Annotated in this window: 18 protein-coding genes; 9 read left to right on the top strand and 9 right to left on the bottom strand. The window is 54.1% G+C overall.

The window, feature by feature from the left end; translation table 11 throughout:
- Positions 1 to 238 precede the first annotated feature (238 nt).
- From ACR0JW_RS12005 to gltS, 5 genes are all read left to right on the top strand, one after another.
- Complete coding sequence (locus ACR0JW_RS12005; protein WP_480713953.1) at positions 239 to 1,504, top strand: MFS transporter; 1,266 nt, start codon at positions 239 to 241, stop codon at positions 1,502 to 1,504.
- Positions 1,505 to 1,680: 176 nt separating this feature from the next.
- Positions 1,681 to 2,811: a patatin-like phospholipase family protein gene (locus tag ACR0JW_RS12000; RefSeq protein WP_480713952.1), complete on the top strand. Its 1,131-nt coding sequence runs from the start codon at positions 1,681 to 1,683 to the stop codon at positions 2,809 to 2,811.
- Between the two features lie 88 nt (positions 2,812 to 2,899).
- A complete protein-coding gene (locus ACR0JW_RS11995; RefSeq protein WP_170682580.1) occupies positions 2,900 to 3,340 on the top strand; it encodes a hypothetical protein in 441 nt (146 codons plus the stop codon).
- Between the two features lie 184 nt (positions 3,341 to 3,524).
- Positions 3,525 to 3,638 carry a hypothetical protein gene (locus ACR0JW_RS11990; RefSeq protein ID WP_480442377.1) on the top strand — a complete coding sequence of 38 codons (114 nt, stop codon included), beginning with the start codon at positions 3,525 to 3,527 and terminating at the stop codon, positions 3,636 to 3,638.
- The gene (gene gltS, locus ACR0JW_RS11985) at positions 3,623 to 4,858 is read left to right on the top strand and encodes a sodium/glutamate symporter (RefSeq protein WP_480713951.1); all 1,236 of its coding nucleotides are present in this window, start codon (positions 3,623 to 3,625) and stop codon (positions 4,856 to 4,858) included. Before ACR0JW_RS11990 ends, gltS begins: the two co-directional genes overlap by 16 nt.
- Before the next feature lie 84 nt (positions 4,859 to 4,942).
- Here gltS and ACR0JW_RS11980 read toward each other — a convergent pair whose 3' ends face one another.
- The 4 genes from ACR0JW_RS11980 to ACR0JW_RS11965 all read right to left on the bottom strand — a co-directional run bounded on the left by ACR0JW_RS11980 (position 4,943) and on the right by ACR0JW_RS11965 (position 9,034).
- Positions 4,943 to 6,397, bottom strand: coding sequence for a GntP family permease (locus ACR0JW_RS11980; protein ID WP_170682582.1), 1,455 nt, complete (start codon positions 6,395 to 6,397; stop codon positions 4,943 to 4,945).
- Positions 6,394 to 7,461: a patatin-like phospholipase family protein gene (locus tag ACR0JW_RS11975; protein WP_480713950.1), complete on the bottom strand. Its 1,068-nt coding sequence runs from the start codon at positions 7,459 to 7,461 to the stop codon at positions 6,394 to 6,396. The genes ACR0JW_RS11980 and ACR0JW_RS11975 overlap by 4 nt, the downstream gene beginning before the upstream one ends.
- 456 nt (positions 7,462 to 7,917) lie before the next feature.
- The gene (locus ACR0JW_RS11970) at positions 7,918 to 8,178 is read right to left on the bottom strand and encodes a hypothetical protein (protein ID WP_480713949.1); all 261 of its coding nucleotides are present in this window, start codon (positions 8,176 to 8,178) and stop codon (positions 7,918 to 7,920) included.
- Positions 8,179 to 8,737: 559 nt separating this feature from the next.
- Positions 8,738 to 9,034 (bottom strand): hypothetical protein, encoded by a 297-nt coding sequence (locus ACR0JW_RS11965; RefSeq protein ID WP_170615118.1) that lies wholly within the window; start codon positions 9,032 to 9,034, stop codon positions 8,738 to 8,740.
- Between the two features lie 628 nt (positions 9,035 to 9,662).
- Here ACR0JW_RS11965 and ACR0JW_RS11960 point away from each other — a divergent pair.
- Positions 9,663 to 11,294 carry a bifunctional aspartate transaminase/aspartate 4-decarboxylase gene (locus ACR0JW_RS11960; RefSeq protein WP_170681804.1) on the top strand — a complete coding sequence of 544 codons (1,632 nt, stop codon included), beginning with the start codon at positions 9,663 to 9,665 and terminating at the stop codon, positions 11,292 to 11,294.
- Between the two features lie 120 nt (positions 11,295 to 11,414).
- Here the strand turns inward: ACR0JW_RS11960 and aspT are convergent, their stop codons facing one another.
- The 5 genes from aspT to ACR0JW_RS11935 all read right to left on the bottom strand — a co-directional run bounded on the left by aspT (position 11,415) and on the right by ACR0JW_RS11935 (position 17,760).
- Positions 11,415 to 13,115 carry an aspartate-alanine antiporter gene (gene aspT, locus ACR0JW_RS11955; RefSeq protein ID WP_170681805.1) on the bottom strand — a complete coding sequence of 567 codons (1,701 nt, stop codon included), beginning with the start codon at positions 13,113 to 13,115 and terminating at the stop codon, positions 11,415 to 11,417.
- 395 nt (positions 13,116 to 13,510) lie between these two features.
- On the bottom strand, positions 13,511 to 14,512 hold the full coding sequence (cydB, locus tag ACR0JW_RS11950) for a cytochrome d ubiquinol oxidase subunit II (RefSeq protein ID WP_170681807.1): 1,002 nt from the start codon (positions 14,510 to 14,512) through the stop codon (positions 13,511 to 13,513).
- Positions 14,512 to 15,894, bottom strand: a complete 1,383-nt coding sequence (locus ACR0JW_RS11945) for a cytochrome ubiquinol oxidase subunit I (RefSeq protein ID WP_170681808.1) — start codon at positions 15,892 to 15,894, stop codon at positions 14,512 to 14,514. Before ACR0JW_RS11945 ends, cydB begins: the two co-directional genes overlap by 1 nt.
- Positions 15,895 to 16,317: 423 nt before the next feature.
- The gene (locus ACR0JW_RS11940) at positions 16,318 to 16,599 is read right to left on the bottom strand and encodes a DUF4126 domain-containing protein (RefSeq protein WP_170681809.1); all 282 of its coding nucleotides are present in this window, start codon (positions 16,597 to 16,599) and stop codon (positions 16,318 to 16,320) included.
- A gap of 153 nt (positions 16,600 to 16,752) precedes the next feature.
- A complete protein-coding gene (locus tag ACR0JW_RS11935) occupies positions 16,753 to 17,760 on the bottom strand; it encodes a helix-turn-helix domain-containing protein (RefSeq protein ID WP_480713948.1) in 1,008 nt (335 codons plus the stop codon).
- Between the two features lie 417 nt (positions 17,761 to 18,177).
- Here ACR0JW_RS11935 and ACR0JW_RS11930 point away from each other — a divergent pair, with 417 nt between their 5' ends.
- The 3 genes from ACR0JW_RS11930 to ACR0JW_RS11920 all read left to right on the top strand — a co-directional run bounded on the left by ACR0JW_RS11930 (position 18,178) and on the right by ACR0JW_RS11920 (position 21,973).
- The gene (locus tag ACR0JW_RS11930) at positions 18,178 to 18,537 is read left to right on the top strand and encodes a hypothetical protein (RefSeq protein WP_480713947.1); all 360 of its coding nucleotides are present in this window, start codon (positions 18,178 to 18,180) and stop codon (positions 18,535 to 18,537) included.
- Positions 18,534 to 19,751 carry an HlyD family secretion protein gene (locus ACR0JW_RS11925; protein WP_480713946.1) on the top strand — a complete coding sequence of 406 codons (1,218 nt, stop codon included), beginning with the start codon at positions 18,534 to 18,536 and terminating at the stop codon, positions 19,749 to 19,751. The genes ACR0JW_RS11930 and ACR0JW_RS11925 overlap by 4 nt, the downstream gene beginning before the upstream one ends.
- A 278-nt stretch (positions 19,752 to 20,029) precedes the next feature.
- The gene (locus tag ACR0JW_RS11920; protein ID WP_480713945.1) at positions 20,030 to 21,973 is read left to right on the top strand and encodes a DUF3604 domain-containing protein; all 1,944 of its coding nucleotides are present in this window, start codon (positions 20,030 to 20,032) and stop codon (positions 21,971 to 21,973) included.
- The last annotated feature ends 43 nt before the right edge of the window (positions 21,974 to 22,016 follow it).

Genomic DNA, 22,016 nt, shown 5'->3' with positions numbered 1-22,016 from the left:
TCAGCGAAAATATCATGAATTGGAAACAGTTTATTGTTGGATTACAAAGCGTAAGCTAAAATTCAACGAGAATGCTGCCGTAGCGAAAGCCGGACCTACCGCAATGGTGTCAAGCGGTTTTCGATTTCAGTAGAACTCAGAGTTACAGTTTTTTGGGATGCGGCGCATATTTCAGGGAGATACCGCGCGTCTACTTGAGTAGATGTGAGAAGTAGCAAAAACTTGAAGGTAGGGTGTGTTGGCAATTAGAAAACAAGTTCTCAATCTTCAGTCTCTCTTCATAGCAATGGCTGCTGTGCAATTGGCTACTGCTGGATCTGGCACTTTGGTTCCACTTGCGTTTTCTGAAATTGGGGCATCTCAAGAAGCTGCTTCCGTGGCGGCGTCGGCATATTCGGCGGGATTCTTAGTCGGCTGCTTTGTCGTGGCCAGATCCATTGTCGATTTTGGCCATATCCGTGCATTTGCGTTTGGGGCTGCTATCGCGATAGCTGTGGCGATACTATTTTCTGTTTCTACCAGCACCTCTTTTCTTATCTTTTTGCGTTTCCTGGCCGGTTTGGCGACTGCAGGGCTGTTTTCGATCGGCGACACTTGGTTGAATGAGACCGCAGCGGAAAAGACCCGTGGGAGTGTCCTCGCAGTCTATTCGATTGTCGTAGGCATCGTCGCGGTATTCAGTCAGTTTTTAGTTTTTGTAGTGCCTGGTGATATCCGAGAGGCATTCGTCTATGTCGCATTATTTTACTGCATTTCGATTATGGTTATCTCGACTACTCGATCAACGCCGCCCAACAATGACGCCCCGGTACCAATTAGGGTGCGCGGATTGTTCAAAGATGCACCGGCTGCGGCTGTCGGTGCTTTTGCTATAGGTATGGTGTCGACAACGCTGTTGAGCGTGGTTCCCTACAGCGCTGCCCAGCTTGGGATAGAGATCATAAATGTGGCCATTATGGTCGCATTAATCTACTTCGGACGTGTTCTTTTTCAGTTTCCGCTTGGTCGGCTATCCGACAAGATGGATCGCCGGATAGTAATCTTGATTGCATCGGTCACTGCAACATTTGTTCTTTTTGTCATGGGGGTTCTCGTCGATGTGGATTACGATCATAGCGCCAATTCATTCGACTACAACTCAATCGGTTTCGTGGTCCTTTCCATCATATTGGTGTTGCTGGGTGGTAGCTTGCTCACCCTTTATTCTTTGCTTGTAGCGCACGCGTTGGACCGAACGGTTCCGGTCTTTGTGTCTTCGGCGGCGGTAACTATGCTATTGGTTTGGACTTTAGGATCCATAACTGGCCCCCTGATCGCGAATGCCGCTACCACCTACTTCGGTGACATCGCGCTCTATTGGGTGAATTTTGCGGTCATGCTCTGTTTTGCTTTGTATTTGGGAAAAAGGGTATGGTCAGTTGAGCCTGTGTCTCGTGCTGAGCAGACATCTCACACCGACGTCCTACCAACCAGTACAGAAATGGCCCCTTCCGAGAAACGTTAATACCATGAAAATCAAGTTCTTTTTGTTGAGCTCAATTTGAAGGCGACTAATGCGATGGGAGCACACACAGCGCACCTTAGATCAAAACCACGATCAAAAGACGTGGTCCATGTTAATGATATTGGCGTTTGTCCTGGCCTAGTCCAAGTCAGATAGTTGTGGGGGAGACGGGACGCATGAATTGGAGAAAACTCTTTGTTTTTCTGCTACTTTTTCAAGCGGCTTGCTCAAGTATTTCAAGGACCCCAGTAAGCGCTACGGATCTCCAGAACCCGCAAGTACCACGCATCGAAGGTGCTCGTTATTGGGCTGATATTGCTCCGGCCAATATAAGCGAGCTTCTAGAAACCGCTCTGCGCCAGCGACAAGCATCAGGGGTTTCGTCAGATTACACACTAACGCTGTCGGGGGGTGGCGAAGATGGAGCCTTCGCCGCCGGTATTCTTACCGCATGGAGCGAAGCCGGCACTCGCCCTGAGTTCATGGCGGTCACAGGGGTCTCCACAGGTGCGTTGGCTGCGCCCTTTGCGTTCTTGGGCAGCAATTATGACGGTGAGCTAAAAAACCTATACGGTGGACTGCCGCCGTCCCGAATTTTCAGAGGAAGGTTCGTTACTGGGATCCTTAGCGGTGCTTCTGTGAAGAGTTCTGATCCACTAAGGCGACTTATAGAAAGCTACATTACTGACGATTTCCTAGCAAAAATTGCCAACGAACATCGTCGCGGCCGACGCTTGCTGGTTCAATCGGTCAGCTTGGATGCACAAAGGCCGGTGCTTTGGGACCTGGGCGTCATCGCAAATAGCGGGGCAGCAAACGCAAAAAAGGTGTTCGTAGACGTGCTGCTAGCTTCAGCCTCAATACCAGGCGTTTTCCCTCCCGTTTTGATCGACGTCGAAACTCAGGATGGTGTTCGGGATGAACTTCACGTTGATGGTGGTGTCTATTCTCAGACCGCTTACGTGCCTGGATGGGATATCCCAAGAAAATATGCTCGCGGTGGCAAGCTATATGCGATCCGAAACGGCAAAGTTGAGCCAGAACTTAGAGTAACAAAACCGGGGGTCTTCCAAGTATCTGCACGCTCGCTTTCTACACTTATTAAAGCACAAGGCGTAGATGATCTCACGATTGCGTACAAACTAAGCCTTCAGAGAGGCGCTGAATACCAAGCCGCTTGGATCGGGACGGACTTCGACTATCCTCTAGCTGAGCCGTTCGATCCGGAGTATATGCGAGCGCTGTTTGATTACGGTTATCAGCGTTTTAAGTCGGGGACACTTTGGAGCGATCGTCCGCCACGGTAAACCACAGAGGCTTCATGTCGCTAACGGGAACCTTGCTTAAGTCGACTTGCCAGTTGAACCACAACCATTAAAGTATTTGACTATGTCGATGAGTGAAACTGAGCGCAATCGGTTGCGTCTTTGGCGCCGCTGGCAAGTTACATTTGATCATTTCAAGTATCCTCCCCCTATGCAGAGGGTGCATCAAGCACTTGTTATTCACCCTCAACCTTGGACAACGCGCGGTTTAGCCAAATACACAAACCTGCCTCAGACCAGCGTAAGACGACAGTTAAAGCTCTTAGCTGACCCGAACTTGCAGCGTGTTGACGATGGGTTTCAAATCACTGAGTTGGGATTGGCTCTAAACTGGACCGTGCATCGCGAACTCAAAAAGTTCGTCCGAGGGGGGCATCGTTTCAGCCAAAAACTTATTTCTGCACACAAGCAATCAACTGGAATGAACGGTGCCGGTGGGGCTGATTATGAATGGCTCGCCACGCATGTCTGGTGGCCGGTAATAGAGGCGCCGGAAATTCTGGACGCGTAGGTTGTTGGTTTGTTTTGTCCCCAAGTCCTTTGCGGCGAACGAACTCACTCCAAGTGTGCTAAGAAAAAAGGCTACTTGTGGCAAAGAGGTGTTGGGAATGGCGAAGAATAAGAAGATCTCTAAATAGTGCTATGAGACAGAACTGAAAAGGCTGCAGGTAGAGCTTTGCCACCTCCAAGGTTGAGTGCAGCAAACCAAAGCGAGAGTTGTCGTAGTTTTCGAAGGACGCGATGCCGCTGCAAAAGGTGGGGTTAGTCGCGCAGCGAAGTTAGGAGGCTGTTCATGGCAGAACCGATAGTGGTTGATAGTTTTATTGCTGTGACACTGGGCATCGTCGTGTACTTTCTCGGTTCCAGGCTCACAGAGCAGTTTGAGTTTTTACGCAAGTACTCAATCCCCGAGCCGGTTTCAGGGGGCTTGCTGGCTGCACTTGTGACGCTAGGCGTGGTGACTGCGACAGGTCGAGAAGTAGTTTATGATTTGGCTTCGCGCGACTCTTTGCTGATCTATTTCTTCACCACTATTGGGCTTAATGCCAGGTTTTCGGACCTAATTAAAGGCGGACCGCTTCTGGGCCTTATGCTTGTACTGACCATTGGGTACATGTTTATCCAAAACGGAATAGGCGTTGTTGGGGCTTCACTATTTGGGTTGCCATCCCAAGCTGGTGTGATGATGGGAACTACATCTCTAATTGGTGGTCACGGTACCGCGATAGCTTGGGGCCCAGTGGTAGAAGAGCAATATGCTGTAGCGGGCGCAGCGGAACTCGGTATAGCAGCGGCGACGATCGGATTGATCATGGCGAGCCTGGTAGGTGGTCCAATCGCCAGCTACTTGATCGCCCGTGACCAACTAGAACCAAGTGCGAAGGAAAAAACTGCGGCTACCAATTCCAACGAAGAAGGCAGTGGAGTGGTTGCTTCAAACGATCCAACCGGTGGTCCAACAAATCCTGGAATGATGAGAGCCATTCTTTGGACACATGTTGCAATTGTGATTGGTTACATTGCAGATGAATCGCTGGAGCTGACCGGAGCAAACTTGCCACTCTTCGTGCCATGCCTTCTTTCTGGTATTTTACTTGCAAACCTGACGCCCAGAGTTTTCCCAAAGATCAAAACGCCAACGGGAACCGCTTCTTTGCAACTATTGCAAGACTTCTCGCTAGCGGTGTTTCTTTCAATGTCGCTGATGAGTATGCAACTTTGGACTTTGGCGGGTTCGGCTGGGGTTTTAGCCGTTACTATGACGCTTCAAGCTGCCGCTGCTGCTGTTTTTATCGTTTTCGTTGTCTATCGAACGATGGGGCGAAACTACTTTGCTGGCGTGATGTCGGCTGGTTTCGCGGGTTTCGCTCTCGGAGCTACGCCAACGGCTATCGCAAACATGACTGCTGTGACGCACAAGTACGGCCCATCTCCGCTTGCCTTCATTGTGCTTCCGTTGGTTTCAGCTTTCTTTGTCGATATTGCTAATGCATTTATTATCCAAATGTTCGTTTCGAACCTACCTTAGGCTACGTAAAAGGCGTTCGGATGGGTGGCGATCTCTCTCCATCCGACGACGGCGCTGCGCCGAGTTTTCTGATCTTATCAGGCTTTAAAACCCGCCGAAAAGTGATCCAAGCAGGATGATTGCAATCAATGCAATCATCGGCACCAGAACAGCAACTACGAATATATCACCATATGCTTCTCGATGGGTCAGTCCACAAATACCGAGCACCGTGATCACCGCACCGTTATGGGGCAAGGCGTCGAGAGCGCCCGAAGCGACAGATGTTACGCGATGCATGGCTTCCAACGAGGTATTGGTTGCGGCGGCAAGTTCGACAAATTGTGAACCTAATGCATCAAGAGCGATACTCATACCGCCAGAGGCAGATCCCGTGATCGCTGAGAGCGTCGTAACAGAAACCGCCACGGCAATAAGTGGATTGCCCTCACTCAAGCCGAGCATGGCATTTGTGATCGCCTGAAAAACCGGTAGTGCCGCTATAACGGCGCCAAAACCCACGAGACTGGCTGTGTTGAAGATCGGCAATACGGCCGCATCAGCTCCCTTGTTGAGGCTTGTTTTGACGCTTACCAGACGGGTCCAATTTGCTGCGAGCAGAAACAGGATCGAAGTGGTAAGTGCGACAATGATTGACCAAACGCCACGTACAGCCTCAATTGTTGTCTGACCAAACAACGGTTCGGCAAGATAACTGGCATCAAAACGCGGAACGGCTACCTGGATGAAGAGGAAATTAACCACGACCACAAGTACTACCGGGGTGATGGCCAGCGCGAAGCTCGGTTCAATCGTTTGAGGCGTATTGCTTGGTTCAATTTCGTTCAAGTCGAAGCCTTCGCCCTGGGATCGCGTGCGCATCTCACTGTCCAGTTCGGGAAGCACCTCATCGTGTTGCCCATATCCTTCACCGGCAGCTTCTGCACGGGACGCGCGGCGGTTGAGCCACGCCATTCCTAGACCAGCCATGATGGCGGCCGCGATGATCCCAAGACCCGGTGCGGCGAAGGCTGTGGTTCCGAAGAATGGCATCGGGATGGCGTTCTGGATCGCAGGGGTGCCAGGTAGAGCCGACATCGTGAAAGTGAACGCGCCAAGCGCGAGCGCTCCGGGAATAAGCCGTTTGGGAATATCCGCGTCACGGAAGAGAGCGGCTGCGATCGGATAGATCGCGAATGCCACCACGAAGAGCGAGACCCCACCATAGGTTAGTACGCCACAGCACAAGACGACCGCCAGAATGGCTTTGTCAGTGCCAAGCTTGGAGATCACCCAATGTGCGATCGAACGCGCCGAGCCGCTGTCGTCCATTAGCTTGCCGAAGATTGCACCAAGAAAGAACAGAGGAAAAAACGAAATGATGAAATCGCCTGTATTCGTCATGAATATCTGCGTGAAGCTGGCCAGCAGCGGCAATGCGCCCGTCAAAGCAGCTGCCAGCAAAGCAAGGAGCGGCGCCAATATCAGCAGCGTGACACCGCGGAACGCAAAGTACATGAGCAAAAAGAGCGAGAGTAGAACAGAGGCTATATCCATCATTTCTTGGCCTCCCGATCGGTACCTTCGGCCAGATGCGCCGGCTGGAGGCTTTCTTCAAAAATCTCTCTAGGCCGCCACGTTGAGGTCTTTCCAACGTCTGGCCACTCTGAGTTCACCCACTCGTCAGCAGTTTTACGCCCGATTTCGAAAAGGTAGTCCAGAAAGGCCATCTCGGCGTTCATCTTGCTGGACACGCCGAGGTCACACATAGCCCCGGATGCATGGATCCTGTGCAAGCGCCCATCGCGGTAAGCCGCGCGATCCAGATTGTCGTGTTCTATAATCTCCCAAAGGAACCCTAGAGAGCGTAATTCTTTCATCAAGCTGGCGTTGAACGTAATTTCATTAAGGCGATTTTCGATCTCATAGGGCGTTGTGGGAATTTCCGCGCGTTCGAACGGATTAATTTGAACAATGATAATGTCTCGCGCCTCGGTCTCGTCCACCAAGGGGAAGAGCGGTGGATTACCCATGTAACCGCCATCCCAATACGCTTCTCCGTCGATTTCCACAGCTTTGAAGACATGTGGAAGGCAGGCCGACGCCATGACCGCATCTGCACTTAGATCGGGTTGGCGAAAGACTTTGGGGCGCCCGGTCCGCACATTTGTAGCGGACAGAAAGATGCGCGGCCCTTCTGCTGAATTGATGGCTTCAAAATCAAAACAGTTCCGCACAAGGTCCCGTAAGGGATTAATGTTGAGCGGATTGAACTGGTACGGTGACGCCATTTGACGTGTAAACTGGGAAATGATGAAGCCGGGAGAATGCTCCAGGCTCCAATCGCCTCGTAACCTGTTCCACAAAGTTCGTTTGTATGGACTCGCCCTGCTGGCCCGACTCACCTGTGTCCAATAGTGCCTAAGCAAGTTGCGAGCACCCTCAGGCCCAGCCTGTGTTAGGCCCTGTGCCAGGGCGACGGCATTCATTGCCCCGGCACTGGTGCCAGAAATGCCTACTATTTCAAGATCTTCAAGCTGCAGCAATCGATCCAGAACGCCCCAAGTGAAAGCGCCATGCGATCCACCACCCTGAAGAGCGATATCTATTTTTTTCTTAGGCACAACCGAAACTCCATGAGACTTTATCGCACATGCACCATCACTATGCCGCATTGCAGCAATTGCTTAAAGCAAAAGAAACGGAATGCTTTGTTTGTCGCATTTTAGTGACCGCTTCGGGCTCGAAGCGGACGCTCAAGCAAATCGACAGAGGGTCGGCTCTGCGGACGAAGCCGCCATTAGCTGCACGGCGGCGCCCGAAGGCCTAGTGAGCGTTTGCTTTCTGTTCGAAACTGGTTTGCATCGTAGTTGTACAATGTGACTGGAAGGTCCGCTTTTGGACCTGAACTGTAAGCTGAAACAGCAGCAGGAATATTGTTCCAAGCCCAGTTTGCAGGATCAGAGCGCGACAGTGCCTGAGTGGTTAGAGACGCACGGTGTGGAAGCGCCCGTGCATCCATTGCCTAGGGAACCAGAATTGGATGGACCGCCCGGTCACTTGTAGGGGCTGCGAACCTTCTAGTCGTCTAAGTCTGTCGCTTCAGCCTTTTGGAATACTATCAATGTCACAAATAGCCCACCAATCAGCAACATGTGAGCCGCTGCGGTAACGCCGAATACGAAGTAGCTTCCAACTATAAGCGAGAAAATCGCACTCCACATCCAAGCCAACATTTGCATCAACAAATGCGCAGTGGACAAAGATTGGTTCCTAAGTGGGTTTTTGGTTTCATCCATTACCGAAGCCCATGCCGATTTTATGTTGAAACTACTATCCATGGTTTTTCTCCCAGATCTAACTGAAACTGAACCCACGGACCCGACAAAATAAACTTAATAAGCGCTCCGCCATTTGGCAAAACGATAAGGCAAAACGCCGGTCATCCGTGGTTGGTAGTAATTAAAATACGCACAGATTGCTCCGCCGGACCAAAAAAACTCGCGCTGCCAGTTCTGGAGGGGACGAGGCAACACGGCTGTGTTCGGTAGTAGACAAATACGTAGGTTCCCTGGGCCAGAAAAAAACCTGCGCTACCGAGGGGGTCATCGGAAGTGGAATTTCCTAATTTTACCCGTGAAAACAAAAAGGACCACGTTCCGTAAACAATCATTTAATATTGTTCCTTAAAGGGAAACAAAATCAGTTGGAACCGGTCTTTAAGTACATTTGGTCCTATCAACGTCATACCCAGCGGTGGGAGTGCTGGGCTGTATCAGGAAATGGGCACTTCTAATCAGAGATTAAATTCGGTTGAGTGATAGTCTGCCAGCGATCGCGGAGACTATCACAACAGCTTTGTATGACCCAGGATAAAAATCGCGCAGGTCCCACATCCTATTACCGACCGCGATCGCCACCACGATTGGAGACTTGGCCGTCAGCAAGACCAACGGCACTAGCGCTGCCTTCATTGCCCCAGCCGCCGGTTCCACCACCGCTTACAACGGAGGCTGTACCTCTGCCTTTACCGCCAAGGTCCCGGCCCAATGTTGCACCACCACCCGACACTGCTGCTGCCATCGACTGCGCGAGATCACTATTTCCGTTTCCAGTATTCCCCTGGCCTGGCCCAGCGAATGCAACAGGCGCAGTCAGCAGCATCGAGACAGTTGCACCGACAAAAAACTTAGTCATGTTACTCACTCCCTTTATACTTGAGTAATAATGTTACGTGAGTGCTTGGCGATCAGATCAATCCCTGTCCCTATGATCTCGCCTTGCGCGCGCATTTTTTGTCCAAAAGTCAAAGTCCGCTTTGGGCTCAAAGCGGTCATCTCACTGTTTCTGTCGGATGTCCGTTTGCCAGCGCGAAGCGGACGATACTGCATAAGTGCAACAGTCTCGACACATGTCACGCGACTAAGAAGAACCTGAGCAAGAATGTGAATTGCGCCTATGCGGTACTGTAGAGCAGAGACTGCAAACATCGTTGGTATCCTGCTCCCGCAACCAGCGTCGGAAAATCTCAGAACAGCCCGTTCAGACTACAATTGATCCACTGGATCAATTGCTTAACGTCTTCACCTCGTCAAGCTCATAACCTGAAGGTCGCAGGTTCAAATCCTGCTCCCGCAACCACCATGGTCGAACAGAGTTTCGAACAAGCCGCCTCAGGGCGGCTTTGCTCGTTCCCGGCTAACCCAACAATCGCTGCCAGCGCACCCTACACCCATGCACGTCACAGCATTGTTTACACAGGCACAGTTCATTGCGTACGATCCGGTCGAATATTTCCGACTTTATAAACAAAGGGTTTGACGCCATGCCAGAAACGCTGGACCTGCATAAGTACGAAAATCTAAGTCCCTTCCAAATCAAAGACGAACTAATCAAGCTGGCACAGAAAGAGTCGCGCCAGATGGCTCTTCCCTATCTGAATGCGGGACGTGGCAACCCCAACTGGATCGCAACAAAGGCACGCGAGGCGTTTTTTCTTCTGGGTCAATTCGCGATGACCGAAGCGCGGCGCCATCGCAATGAATCACAGGTCGGTTTGGCCGGAATGCCGCAGGGGGATGGATGCTATGACCGGCTCAAGACGTATTGTGCGGATTCGATAGATAAGAATGGCCCTCCGGGTGCTGACACTCTGGTTGATGTGGTGGACTTCGCGATTGAGAAGTTCGGCTTTGTCCCTGACGATTTTGTATTGGAACTGACCGATGGCATTGTCGGTGACCACTACCCGATGCCTGATCGGTGCATGATGCATAACGAGGCGATCGTCCATGAATACGTGATGTGGGCAATGTGCGCCGGTCACCGGCCCGACGCGAAATTCGACATTTACGCGGTCGAGGGCGGCACGGCTGCGATGTGTTACATCTTCAAGGCGCTCAAGAACCAGCGTCTGCTGAATGCGGGTGACACCATCGCATTGGGCACGCCGATATTCACGCCTTATCTGGAAATGCCGGTGCTCGAGGATTATGGGCTGAATGTTGTGGATGTGTCCTCGGCCGAGAAAGATCATTTCCAATTGACCGATGACGACCTCGAGCAACTGGCCGATCCGAAGGTCAAGGCTCTGTTTCTGGTTAATCCGGGCAACCCGTCTTCGGTCGCGATCAGTTCCGAGGTCATGGCCCGGTTGGTCGAATTCGTCAAAACCCGTCGCCCGGATCTGATCATCCTTACGGACGACGTCTATGGTACCTTTGTTCCGAACTTCCAGTCGGTGATGGGGCATCTGCCCGAGAACACGATCGGGGTCTATTCCTTTTCAAAGTACTTCGGCTGCACCGGTTGGCGTCTTGGCGCAATCCTGGTGGCCGAAAACAACATCTTCGACAGGATGATTGCCGAGGCGCCGGCCGAGACAAAGGCCGTGGTCAACGCGCGGTATGAGACGCTGACCCCGGATCCTTCGTCCTTCAAGTTTATCGACCGCATTGTGGCCGACAGCCGCGATGTGGCACTGAACCACACGGCGGGGCTGTCATTGCCACAGCAAGTGATGATGACACTGTTCTCGCTGGTCGAACTGATGGATGAACAGAAAGGCTATCAGAAATTCTGCTGGGGTATCCTGAAACTCCGCTTTGACGAGTTGGTCGAAGGCTTGGGCATTGAAGTGCCCGACAACCCGTTGTTCGACAAATACTACGGCATCATCGATTTCGAATTCTGGCTTCGGAAATACGTGGGCGAAGAGGTGGTTGCCTGGATCAAAGACAACGTCCACCCCCTCGATATTTCCTTCAAGCTGGCACAGGATCACGGGATTGTTCTGCTGAACGGATCGGGTTTTGATGCCCCCAACTGGTCGGCGCGGGTGTCCTTTGCCAACCTGGACGACAGCGCGTATCGGCAGATTGGTCGCGCGGTCCGGGCCGTGGCCGTTGGCTATGTGCAAGCTTACCGCGCGTCGAAAGGGTTGCCGTTGCACGGCTAGGTGCGGGCGCAAGAAGCTGAGCGGGCAAAGCTTTGACCATCTCCCTGCCCTGACGATACTTTGCAGCCTAGCCATCACCTATGGGCCGCTGGGCTTGGGGCAGTGTTCCTATGGGACAGCCTAAGGAACAAATGCCACGACCAGCGGTCCCCAGAGGGTCAGGAAGATGTTTGCCACGGCGTAGGTCATTGTAAAGGCGGGCGTTGGGGTCGCATTGCCCGTCTTTTCCAGCAGCGTTGCAAAACCCGGATTTCCCGAACGTGAACCGGTTACAACGGCGCAGGCCTCGACCGGGTTCTTGATGCGCAGGACAAAATAGTTGATCGGGAACTGTACGATCATCGGCATCAGCGTCACCAGGATTCCCAGAAGCAGGAGGGTGATGCCGTATTCCTGAATCGCTTGCAGCGCAGGTTGCCCGGCATTCAGGCCGACGACACCCACAAAAACGGCCAATCCGAAACTTTGAAGGAAATTCGCCGCACCCCGATTAATGCCGCCAATCTTGGGTCGTCTGATGCGCAAATAGCCGATGATCAGCCCCGTTACCAGGCATCCTAGCCCCGAGCCCAGTGCCACTTTGGTACCTGCGATGTTAAAGCTGATCTCGCCGATCAGATAACCGATCGCCACACCGATCCCCAACGCCACGAAATTCGTGACCGAGGCCGACGGTGGCACATAGCCCGCAAGCTTCGAAACCCGATTCAGATCGTCCTTGTGGCCGACGATACTGATCTCGTCGCCCGCATGGATCTCGGTATTTTGCAGAACCGGTATGTCATGGCCCATTCGGGTGATTTTCGAGATATGGACACCGCGCCGCTGATCCGCTGTAAGCGCCGCGCGCAGTTCGGCAAGGGTTTTGCCGGTCAGTTTGCGGTTGGTGACCACAACGTTGCGACGCTCTTCCACAACTGTCAGCTCCGGCGGATACTCTCCGATTTCACCACTGACAGTGCCTTCGAATTGAGTGAGAGTTGCGACAAGGCCTGAGACAACGATGACATCTCCGGCGTTGACCGACGTCTCCGGCGATGGATCGACGGGAGCACCGTTTTGCAGCAACCGTTCGACCACAAGATCGCCCTGGTAACCGCTCTCAATGTCCTTAACCGGTTTTCCAACAATGGCCGCATCGGCGTTCACCTGGTATGCCCGGGCTTCAAAGCGGTTCATTGGAAGGAATTCGCCTTCTTCCAGCCTGCGACCACCACCGCTGAGTTTCTGAGCCAGTTTGATCGCCTCTTGTCGCAGGTCAACGCGCATTATGATCGGGATAACACTGACGGCCAGAATTGGACCGATTGAGCCAAAGATATAGGTAACCGAGTAACCCACAGCGATGTTTGTCTTGAGCTTTTCGGCTTCATCCGACGCCAGACCCAGCAGATCGATAGCGTTTCCTGCGGTTCCGATAATGGCCGATTGTGTCAGACCGCCAGCCGCCAGACCCGCAGCCAATCCTTTGTCCAGTCCCGCCAATCTGGCCACAACGACAACAAAGAATAGTCCCCACAAGGTCATCATAAATGCGGCCAATAGCTTGGTCAGCGCCGTTCGGTTCAATGCCGCAAAAAACTGAGGGCCACCGTTGTAGCCCACCATGAAGATAAACAATGAAAAAAAGACGTTCTGAACATCCGCGCTCAGGTTTATGCCGCCAATCTGACCGACAAACACCGCCACAAGCAAAGTGCCCGCGATGCCGCCCAGCTCAAACTTGCCGACCCGGAATTTCCCGACTCCGTAGCCCAGACCCAGACACAAAAAAAGCGCCATTATCGGAAAGGCGCGTAGTTGTTCAGTGATCAATTCCATCATCAAACCCCTGGGCTTTTACACTGCTCGAGCCGGCACTGCTTATGACGTCTCAGCACATTGAAAAGACAATAGATTAAACTCATTCCGCTATGTCGCTGACAGGTAAGCATCGAGAGAGAGTTCTGTCAAATTCTGACGTTCAACAGAACCAAATGAGGGCTTGCACCCTCTTTGACTGATTTCAGCGCCAAAGCGAACGCCTCAGGACACTCAGGTCCGGATCGATGGGCCCGACAGTGCTGTTCCAGATCGGCGACTTTAGCCCAAAAGGGTTCGGGAAGGTTCCATGGGTTTTCACGGGATAAACAACCGGATAAAAAACGCGACAGAAGCCAGGCACACAACGCTGCTGAACCAGATCGCGCCGAACCAGAAAACTCGGTTTAGTGTTTTCAATGGTAACTCTCCTCTGGATCAATCTTCCCGCGAAAAACCCAGTAAGTGTAGGCAGTGTACGCCAGGATTACCGGCAGCAAAGTCGCAGCGCCGACCAAAGCAAAACCCAGGCTGCTGTTCGGCGCGGCGGCTTCGGCAATCGTGAGGCTTGGGGGCAGCACATAGGGGTAGAAGCTGATCCCAATGCCAATGAAACAGACGACGAACAAGCCAATGGCGCAGAAGAAGGGTTGATAATCTCGCCGATCTCTAAGGCCGCGATGCAGAGTCCACGCAATGACAGTCACAACGGCGGGCACAATCACAGAGAATGTGACGCCGGGCCATGAAAACCACCGGGCCAAATAAACCGTGTCCTGGTACGGGGTCAGAAGACTGACGAGACCGATCGATCCCACAGCTGCAAGCATCAGCGGGCGGGCATACCTTCGCATCTGACGCTGTATGGCCCCTGTGGTTTTCATATTGAGCCACGTTGCGCCCAGCAACGCATACCCGATCACCAGGGCCACTCCGGTCAGCACTGAGAATGGTGTCAGCCAATCCCACCACCCACCTGCGTACTGCCGGTCCTCGACCGTGATGCCCTGAACCAGCGCGCCTAGCGCGATGCCTTGGCACAGGGACGCAACGGTTGAACCACCGTGAAACGCAACATCCCACAGCCAGCGTCCGTGTACCGTTCGCCACCGGTATTCGAAGGCCACACCCCTGAAGACGAGCGCAAGCAGCATGATGATGATCGGCATGTAGATTGCGGGCATCACCACGGAATAGGCCAGCGGGAACACGGCGAACAAACCTCCGCCGCCCATGACCAGCCAGGTTTCGTTTCCGTCCCATACCGGCGTCACCGAGTTCATCATGACATCCCGATCTTTGTCGGTTTTCGCGAAGGGGAACAGGATTCCAACTCCAAGATCGAAACCGTCTAGGATCACATAGGTCAGAACGGCAAAGGCAATGATGCCTGCCCAGATTGTCGAGAGTTCAAGCATTACGCCGCCTCCGCCAAGGCCGAGATTTCAATGGGTTTGTGATTGTCCGGCAGCCCTCCGGCAGGTGGTTTTCCCATAAGGCGCAGCATGTAGAACGTGCCTGCTCCGAATACGGCGAAATACACGACAATGAAGGCAACCAGAGAAGCTGCAACAGCGGGTGCGTCCACTTGTGAAAGGGAGTCTGATGTTCTCATCAGGCCGTACACCGTGTACGGCTGGCGCCCCACTTCGGTGGTGATCCAACCAGCCAGTACCGCCACAAACCCGCTGGGCGCCAAAAGTACGGATGCCCGGTGCAACCAGCGATCTTCAATGAGGCGGCCGCGCAACCTTTGAACAAGCGACCACAAGCCGACGCCCAGCATGGCGAAGCCGATGGCGAGCATGACGCGGAAGCTGTAGAAGACGATCGCGACCGGTGGTTCTTCGTCGTCGGGAATGGTGTCCAGCCCGTCAAGCGGCGCGTTCAGATCGTGTTTCAGGATCAGCGAAGACAGCTTTGGTATTGCGATGGCGTGGTCCACGCGCTTTTCATCCTCGTTTGGAATACCAAAAAGGATCAGTGGGGCACCTTCGGGATGGCTGTCGAAGTGACCCTCCATCGCCATCACTTTCTGCGGCTGATGCTCCAGTGTGTTCAGACCATGAAGGTCGCCGGCGACGATCTGCAGAGGGGTGACCAGAACGGCCATCCACATTGCCATCGAGAACATTCGAGTGACCTCGGCCGTGCGATTGCCGCGTAGCAGGTGCCAGGCCGCAACCCCGGCTACCACAAAAGCAGTGGTGAGATAGGCGGCAAGAACCATGTGTGTCAGGCGGTAGGGAAAAGACGGATTGAAGACAATCGACCACCAGTCAACGGGAATGAACTGCCCCAGTTCGTTGATGTCGAACCCGGCCGGGGTCTGCATCCAGGAGTTGACCGAAAGGATCCACGTAGCCGAAATCAGAGTGCCGAGGGCGACCATCGCCGTGGCCATCATGTGCAAGCTGGGACCGACGCGTTCACGACCAAAGAGCATAATGCCGAGGAAGCCCGCCTCGAGGAAAAAGGCTGTCATGACCTCGTAAGCCATCAAGGGCCCGATTACAGGGCCTGCGATATCCGAGAATGCGCTCCAGTTCGTGCCGAACTGGTACGACATCACGATGCCGGACACGACACCCATCGCAAAGCCAACGGCGAAGATCTTTTTCCAGTAGTTGAAAAGGTTGAGGTAGGCGCGCTCTTTGCGCCAAAGCCAGAGACCGTTTAGGACGGCCAGGTAACTTGCGAGGCCAATGGAAAAGGCCGGGAAGATGATGTGGAACGACACAGTGAAGGCAAACTGGATACGTGCCAGGGTCTCCGCGTCGAAGTTTGTGAACAGGTTCATTGCCGTGTCCTTTGGCGTTGAGTGCAATAAGCGGCAGTCACTGAAGTTGCGTCAGTTGCCGGCCCGTCGATGTCATTCAGATGAGCCGAATTTGGGGTGCAGCCTGTTTCGGTTCGTTTGGGTTCTGGACGGTTGTTTTAGGGTTTTGGACAAAACCCGGGTCGCAATGGTCAAGGCTGGGGGTTGAAATTTGAAGCCGCGCCTTCAGGAAATGCGTGGTTTTCGCAGGCCAAAAACAAAGTTGCCACCCGGCTTGTGCGAGAGCCGGATGGCAACCTGTCAGAAACTGTGCGAGTTCTGTGAGGGGTGGTCAGTCAAGTTGCGTCTGGATGCTAACAGCGCTTGTCCAAGGGAGTTTAGGCTGACCCGTCAGTTGTGTGCGGCTGTATCTCCTCCTTCTTCCGTTACACTTCAGTCATCGTTTCAGCGCTTGTGGTCTTCCTTGAATTCATCGCGGCGCTCTTGTGCTTCATCCTGCGCGTCTTCAAAGTTGTCTTTCTGGATCGCGCCGCCGACAGCACCGACCGCAGCGCCAGCGGCAGCGCCACCCACGATGCTTTCACCGGCAATACCGGCGACGGTGGCGCCGACAACTGCGCCTTTGATCGCCTTGTCGGTGACGTAATCCGCCTGGGCGGTCACAGCCATCGTGATCAGAAGTGCGCCGGAGATCGGAGCGATAAAGAGATTTCTCGAGGTCTTCATTGGGTTCATCCTTGTTCTGGGTCGGCAACCAACGCGGCCGCCGTGTGCCATTGAACTAGGTGATCCTGACGCCTGCTTTCTTTTGGAGACAGGACAAGGTTTTGTTGATCCTGGACACCTCAACTTTCTCAGGATCCCGAGGATCAGGAGAAACTACCGGCCGGCTTTACGAAATCTTGCCGGCGTCTCACCGGTCCAGCGCTTGAATGCAACCGAAAAGGCAGCCTGATCGGCAAAGCCAAGCATGAAGGCCACCCGCGCAACACCTTCGCCACTACGCAGCATGCGCTTTGAAAGGTCGCACAACGTACCTTCCAGAAGAGACTTGAAACTTGTCCCTTCAGCCGACAGACGCCTTGTCATGGTGCGGCGTGTCAGTCCAAGCTCGTCCGCAATCTCATCTCCGTTTGGAATTGGTCCTGGAAGACGTTCTCCGAGCATATCCACAATGCGGTCGGACAGGCTTTGGACGGCATCTGGTCGCGCTTTCAACTGCTCTTCACCGTGCCTGCGCAAATGTCCCAAAAGAGTCGGGTCAGCGGTTGGAATGCGAAAACTCATGGCGTTTGGCGGCAGACTCAAGGCGTATCCGGCTTTGAACCCCTCGACAGTGGTTTCCGCCAGTTCGGAAAGCAAACAACAATGGGCGGCATCATCTGTTTCCAGCTCGATCGATATGGGCGCCAGCTTGCCGGAAGTGATTTGCTGAATGCGCCTGTAAAGACCGAACAAAAGCAACTCGCGATGTCTGGGATATTGGTGCGCCGGGATCACATTGCTTTCCAGCGTGAGCCTTGGATGATCTGGCGCGCCGACGTCATCCAACCGCAGGTCGGGATCTTGCATCGCATAAAATCGCTGAGTCATGGCCAATGCATCATCAATAGTTTCGGCGGCCCGCACGATATATGCAAGCAGTGTTCCGGGGCCTTGTGCCGAAAGCCCGACCCGGGCCGCAAAGGTCTTATCCTCAAGTACACGGCATGCCGTCTCGACCGCTCCGGCCTCGTGCAGCAGCTCGACAGTTGAATCGGGTTCGTCGATCACGTCTTTGGGGGCTCCAGCCATTTCCAGAACCTCAGGAAACGTAATTCGGGCACGTGGCTCCTGCGCGTAAAGACGCCCGACATGCTGCAATCTGTACGCGCTGATGCGTGGCACGTTTTGCTTCCTCCCCTGACTGACGATCAAGCCCTGACAGTTGGGCAATTGTCCAGAAGCCAACAACAATTGTCCAGAAGCCTAAGGATCGCCCGTGTGATGACGTTTAGGTCCGGGTAATCAGAAAGGACAAGACCATGATCTACTTCGCAAGGTACTACCGCGTTTTTAAGGCGATCCGGGACACCGCCAGACAAGAGTGGTCCGGCGCCAGCATTCACGGACTGCAACCCACGGCACTTGGCGAGAAATCTCCGCAAGGGCGGCGCTGGGATCCCCCTTATGCCCCGCAGGAACGGCCCTCCGAACCTTCACAGAAACCATCCGGGACCTGACGTTCCCAACAACCGAAACGCTTCGTTCGCAGCTTAGCTGCGTAAGAAAAGGACTTGAAACATGAAACCACCCGCGTTCCTGATGGCACCCGTACTTGGCGTCATCTCAACCCCTGCTTTCGCCTCTGGCGGTGACCCCCGTTGGTGGGTTACGCCGGGCCAAACCGATACTTATGCCTGGGTTGGCCTGATCGTTTTCTTTCTGGCGATCCTATTGGTCGTACATCTCTATGCACGTTTCGACCGCTATACCGAGCATAAGGCAAGCGGTACGCCCTTGCGCACAACCATTCCGATGATGCTGACCGTGGCTTTGGCCTACGAACTGATGCCGGCCCTCAGCCATTTCAGCATTCTGCTTCCCGCTGCCTTGCTGCTGACCGCTATTGCCCGCGACTTCATGTTGTGGTGGCGCCCGTCGAATGAGGAGGCGGTAAAATGATCGAACTGCTTGTCACATCCTTCCCGTTTGTTCTGCGCGTCTCCTACCTGAAGTGGCGCGGGATGCCCGTAACTCTGTACAACGTCCACCGCGCGGTCTTCATGTGGTTTGTACTGGCGCTGATCGTATTCTTCGCCGTTTTCTACTACTACCCCAAGTCTTACACGGGCCTTGTGCCCTTCAGAACCGTACCTGTTGTTGCCGAGAACGGCGGAACCGTCACAGACGTCTATGTAAAAGGCGGCGACCGCGTAAAACCGGGTGATCCATTGTTTGCTGTCGAGAATTCGTCTGAACGAGCTGCGGTGGATTTCGCAACGCGCAAAGTTGAAGAGATCGAAAGCGCAAAACTGGCAGCCGAGTTGCAGGTCCAAACTGCGCAAGCGGTGCTGGATGCGGCGGTCACTGCCAGAGAACAGGCCGAGTTGGTGCTGATGGACCACGAGGCGCTTCGGTCCAAGGGTTCCGCCGCTTTTCAGGTAAGCCAGCTGGAACGGGCGCAGGCAACCCTGGATACTCGTGAGGCCGAAGTCGAAGCCGCAGAAACACAATTGGGTGTGGCTCAGGTGCAGGCGACTGCCGTTTTTCCGGCCCAACTCGCATCGGCACGGGCGTCGCTGAAGCAGGCCCAGGTCGAGCTGTCCAAGACTTTGACACACAGCACTGTCGACGGAGTGGTTGAACAAGTCACCCTGAATGTCGGTTCGCGCGCAGCGCAAGCAGCGATGAGCCCCGCCATGCTGATCGTACCCGACCGGAAAGATGCCGAGCGTGGACGCATTGTCGCCGGGTTCTCGCAGGTCTCGCGCACCGAATTGTACGAAGGTATGGCCGCAGAGGTTGCTTGCGAAAGCAACTTCAACATTTCGATGCGCAACACCATCCTGCCTGCTCGTATCGTGCGCATTCAGGAGCCGATTTCCTCAGGCCAGCTTGCCCCAAGCGGTCGCCTGATCGAGCCTGGCGAAAAGGCGAAACGAGGCCAGATCGTCGTGCACCTTGACCTGGTGCACCCTGAACATCGCGCCCTTCTGGTGCCGGGTAGCGGCTGCATTGTTCAGTCCTACACCACGAGTTTGGACGGCGACCTGGAGGGAACAACCGTGGCACATGCCATCCAGGCCATGGGGATCATCAAGGCTGTCGGTTTGCGGGTCAAAGCATGGTTCGGCCTGGCGTCAGGCATCGGCCTGATTGGTGGCGGGCACGCCTGATCGCCTTGAGGCTGGCGTCTTCTTTACCTGCGGCTCCCGGCAAAAGCCGGGAGTCGTTTGGGCTGTTTTGGCCGGCCATCGCGTCAATCGCTCTCAAATTTGCGGTAGTCATTCGCTTCCGCGCAGAGTTCCGGAACCCGGAAAGTAGCCACTCAGAACAAATCAAAACTTTCTCAACCACGCACATGCCTCACTATTAAATTTTGGTCCTTCTCCTTGACGGACCACTGCGCCAAATGTTGCCATGGGCGGACATTCAGCTGGCCTGGGAGGCTCAAATGAAATTTTTTCTGACATCGACAGCAATTGTTTCTGTCGCATTTTTTGCGACCTCTTCCAAAGCTCAGGAGACCGCACAAGGTGGGCAGGTCGGGGAGATGACCATATCGGTAGACGATATGCGCGAACCCGCGCCCGCAGATTTCTCGCCCTATGCCGGGCGCGACTTTCCGACTCGTCCCCTGTGGGGCGATACCCACCTGCACACGTCCAATTCGCTGGATGCGCGTGGATTTGGGGTCATCCTGAGCCCGGATGACGCTTATCGATTTGCACGGGGTGAGGAGGTCACGACATCACACGGCCTCCGCGTACAGCTGTCTCGTCCGCTCGACTGGCTTGTTGTTTCCGATCATTCGGATGCCATGGGGGCAATGAATGAAATCATTGCGGGAAACTCGACGCTGATGCGTGATCCAACGCTTCGAGACTGGAGCGAGCGACTTAATGCAGGTGGAGACGTTGCTCTCGGTGCGACTATGGAGGTCATTGAGACATTTGCCGGAATTACCGGGGAAGCCCTTCCCGAGGCTGTGTCGGATCGCAGGTTCGTGCAGTCCGTTTGGGACGAGTTCACGCAAACTGCCGATCATCACGATGACCCTGGTACGTTTACTGCGTTCATTGGATACGAATGGACATCTACCGAAGCCGGCAACAACCTCCATCGCAACGTGATTTACCGTGATGATGCCATTCGCGCACGGCAAATGCTGCCCTTCACGACCGCAGAAACCTTTAATCCGGAAAAGCTGTGGGACTGGATGGAAACATATGAAATGGAAACCGGCGGTCGTGTTCTGGCCCTTGCCCACAACGGCAACGTTTCCAACGGCCTTATGTTTCCGGTCGAGACCAATCCGGAAACGGGTGAGCCTTTGACGGCGGACTACGCTGAACGGCGCGCGAAATGGGAGCCGATGTACGAGATCACCCAGATCAAGGGTGATGGGGAAACCCATCCGTTCCTAAGCCCGAACGATGAATTCGCGGACTATGAAACCTGGGATAAATCCAACCTTGGCCCGACGCCCAAAGAAGACTGGATGCTTCAGTACGAATATGCCCGCGAGGCTCTGAAGAACGGTCTCAAGCTGGAAGCGCAACTTGGCACCAATCCGTACAAATTCGGTGTTGTGGGTTCGACCGACAGCCATACCGCGTTGGCGACGGCGGAAGAGGACAATTTCTTTGGAAAGCACTCAGGCGTCGAGCCGGAGCCCGGTCGATGGCAGCATGTCGTAGGTGAATTTGACGCGTTGAGGATCCTCGGCTGGGAAATGGCAGCCTCTGGCTACGCGGCGGTTTGGGCCGAAGACAACACGCGCGAAGCCATATTCGACGCCATGGAGCGCAAAGAAGTTTATGGAACAACCGGTAGCCGCATGGCGGTTCGTTTCTTTGGTGGCTGGGACTTCACAGAGGAGGACGCGCGATCACGTCTGCCTGCCGAAATAGGATATGACAAAGGCGTTCCCATGGGCGGCGACCTCTCTGAAGTGCCTGAGGGCGCGGATGCACCGACATTCCTTATTGCTGCTCTCAAGGACCCGTATTCCGGCAATCTCGACCGTGTTCAAGTTGTGAAGGGTTGGGTAAATGCCAACGGCGACACGGAAGAGCAGGTGTATGACGTGGCGTGGTCGGGAGACAGGCAACCGGATGCCGATGGCAATCTACCCGCAGTGGGTAACACCGTGGATGTCGCAACGGGTACGTTCACCAACTCAATCGGTTCTCCGGAGCTGTTGACGGTTTGGAAGGATCCCGACTTCGATCCTTCATTGCGGGCATTCTACTACGTTCGTGTTTTGGAAATTCCAACGCCCAGGTGGACAGTTTACGATGCCGTTCGGTTCGGGGACGAACTGCCCGCAGATGTGCCTACCTCAACACAGGAGCGCGCGTACACTTCGCCAATCTGGTATACTCCAGAGGGCTGAGATGTCCGGCAGCCGACGTTGACCAGGACCAATGTCCGATGGC

The sequence above is a fragment of the Ruegeria sp. BG6 genome, assembly GCF_056538465.1.
The sequence above is the reverse complement of the archived record's forward strand: the minus strand, read 5'-3'. Positions and strand labels throughout refer to the sequence as shown.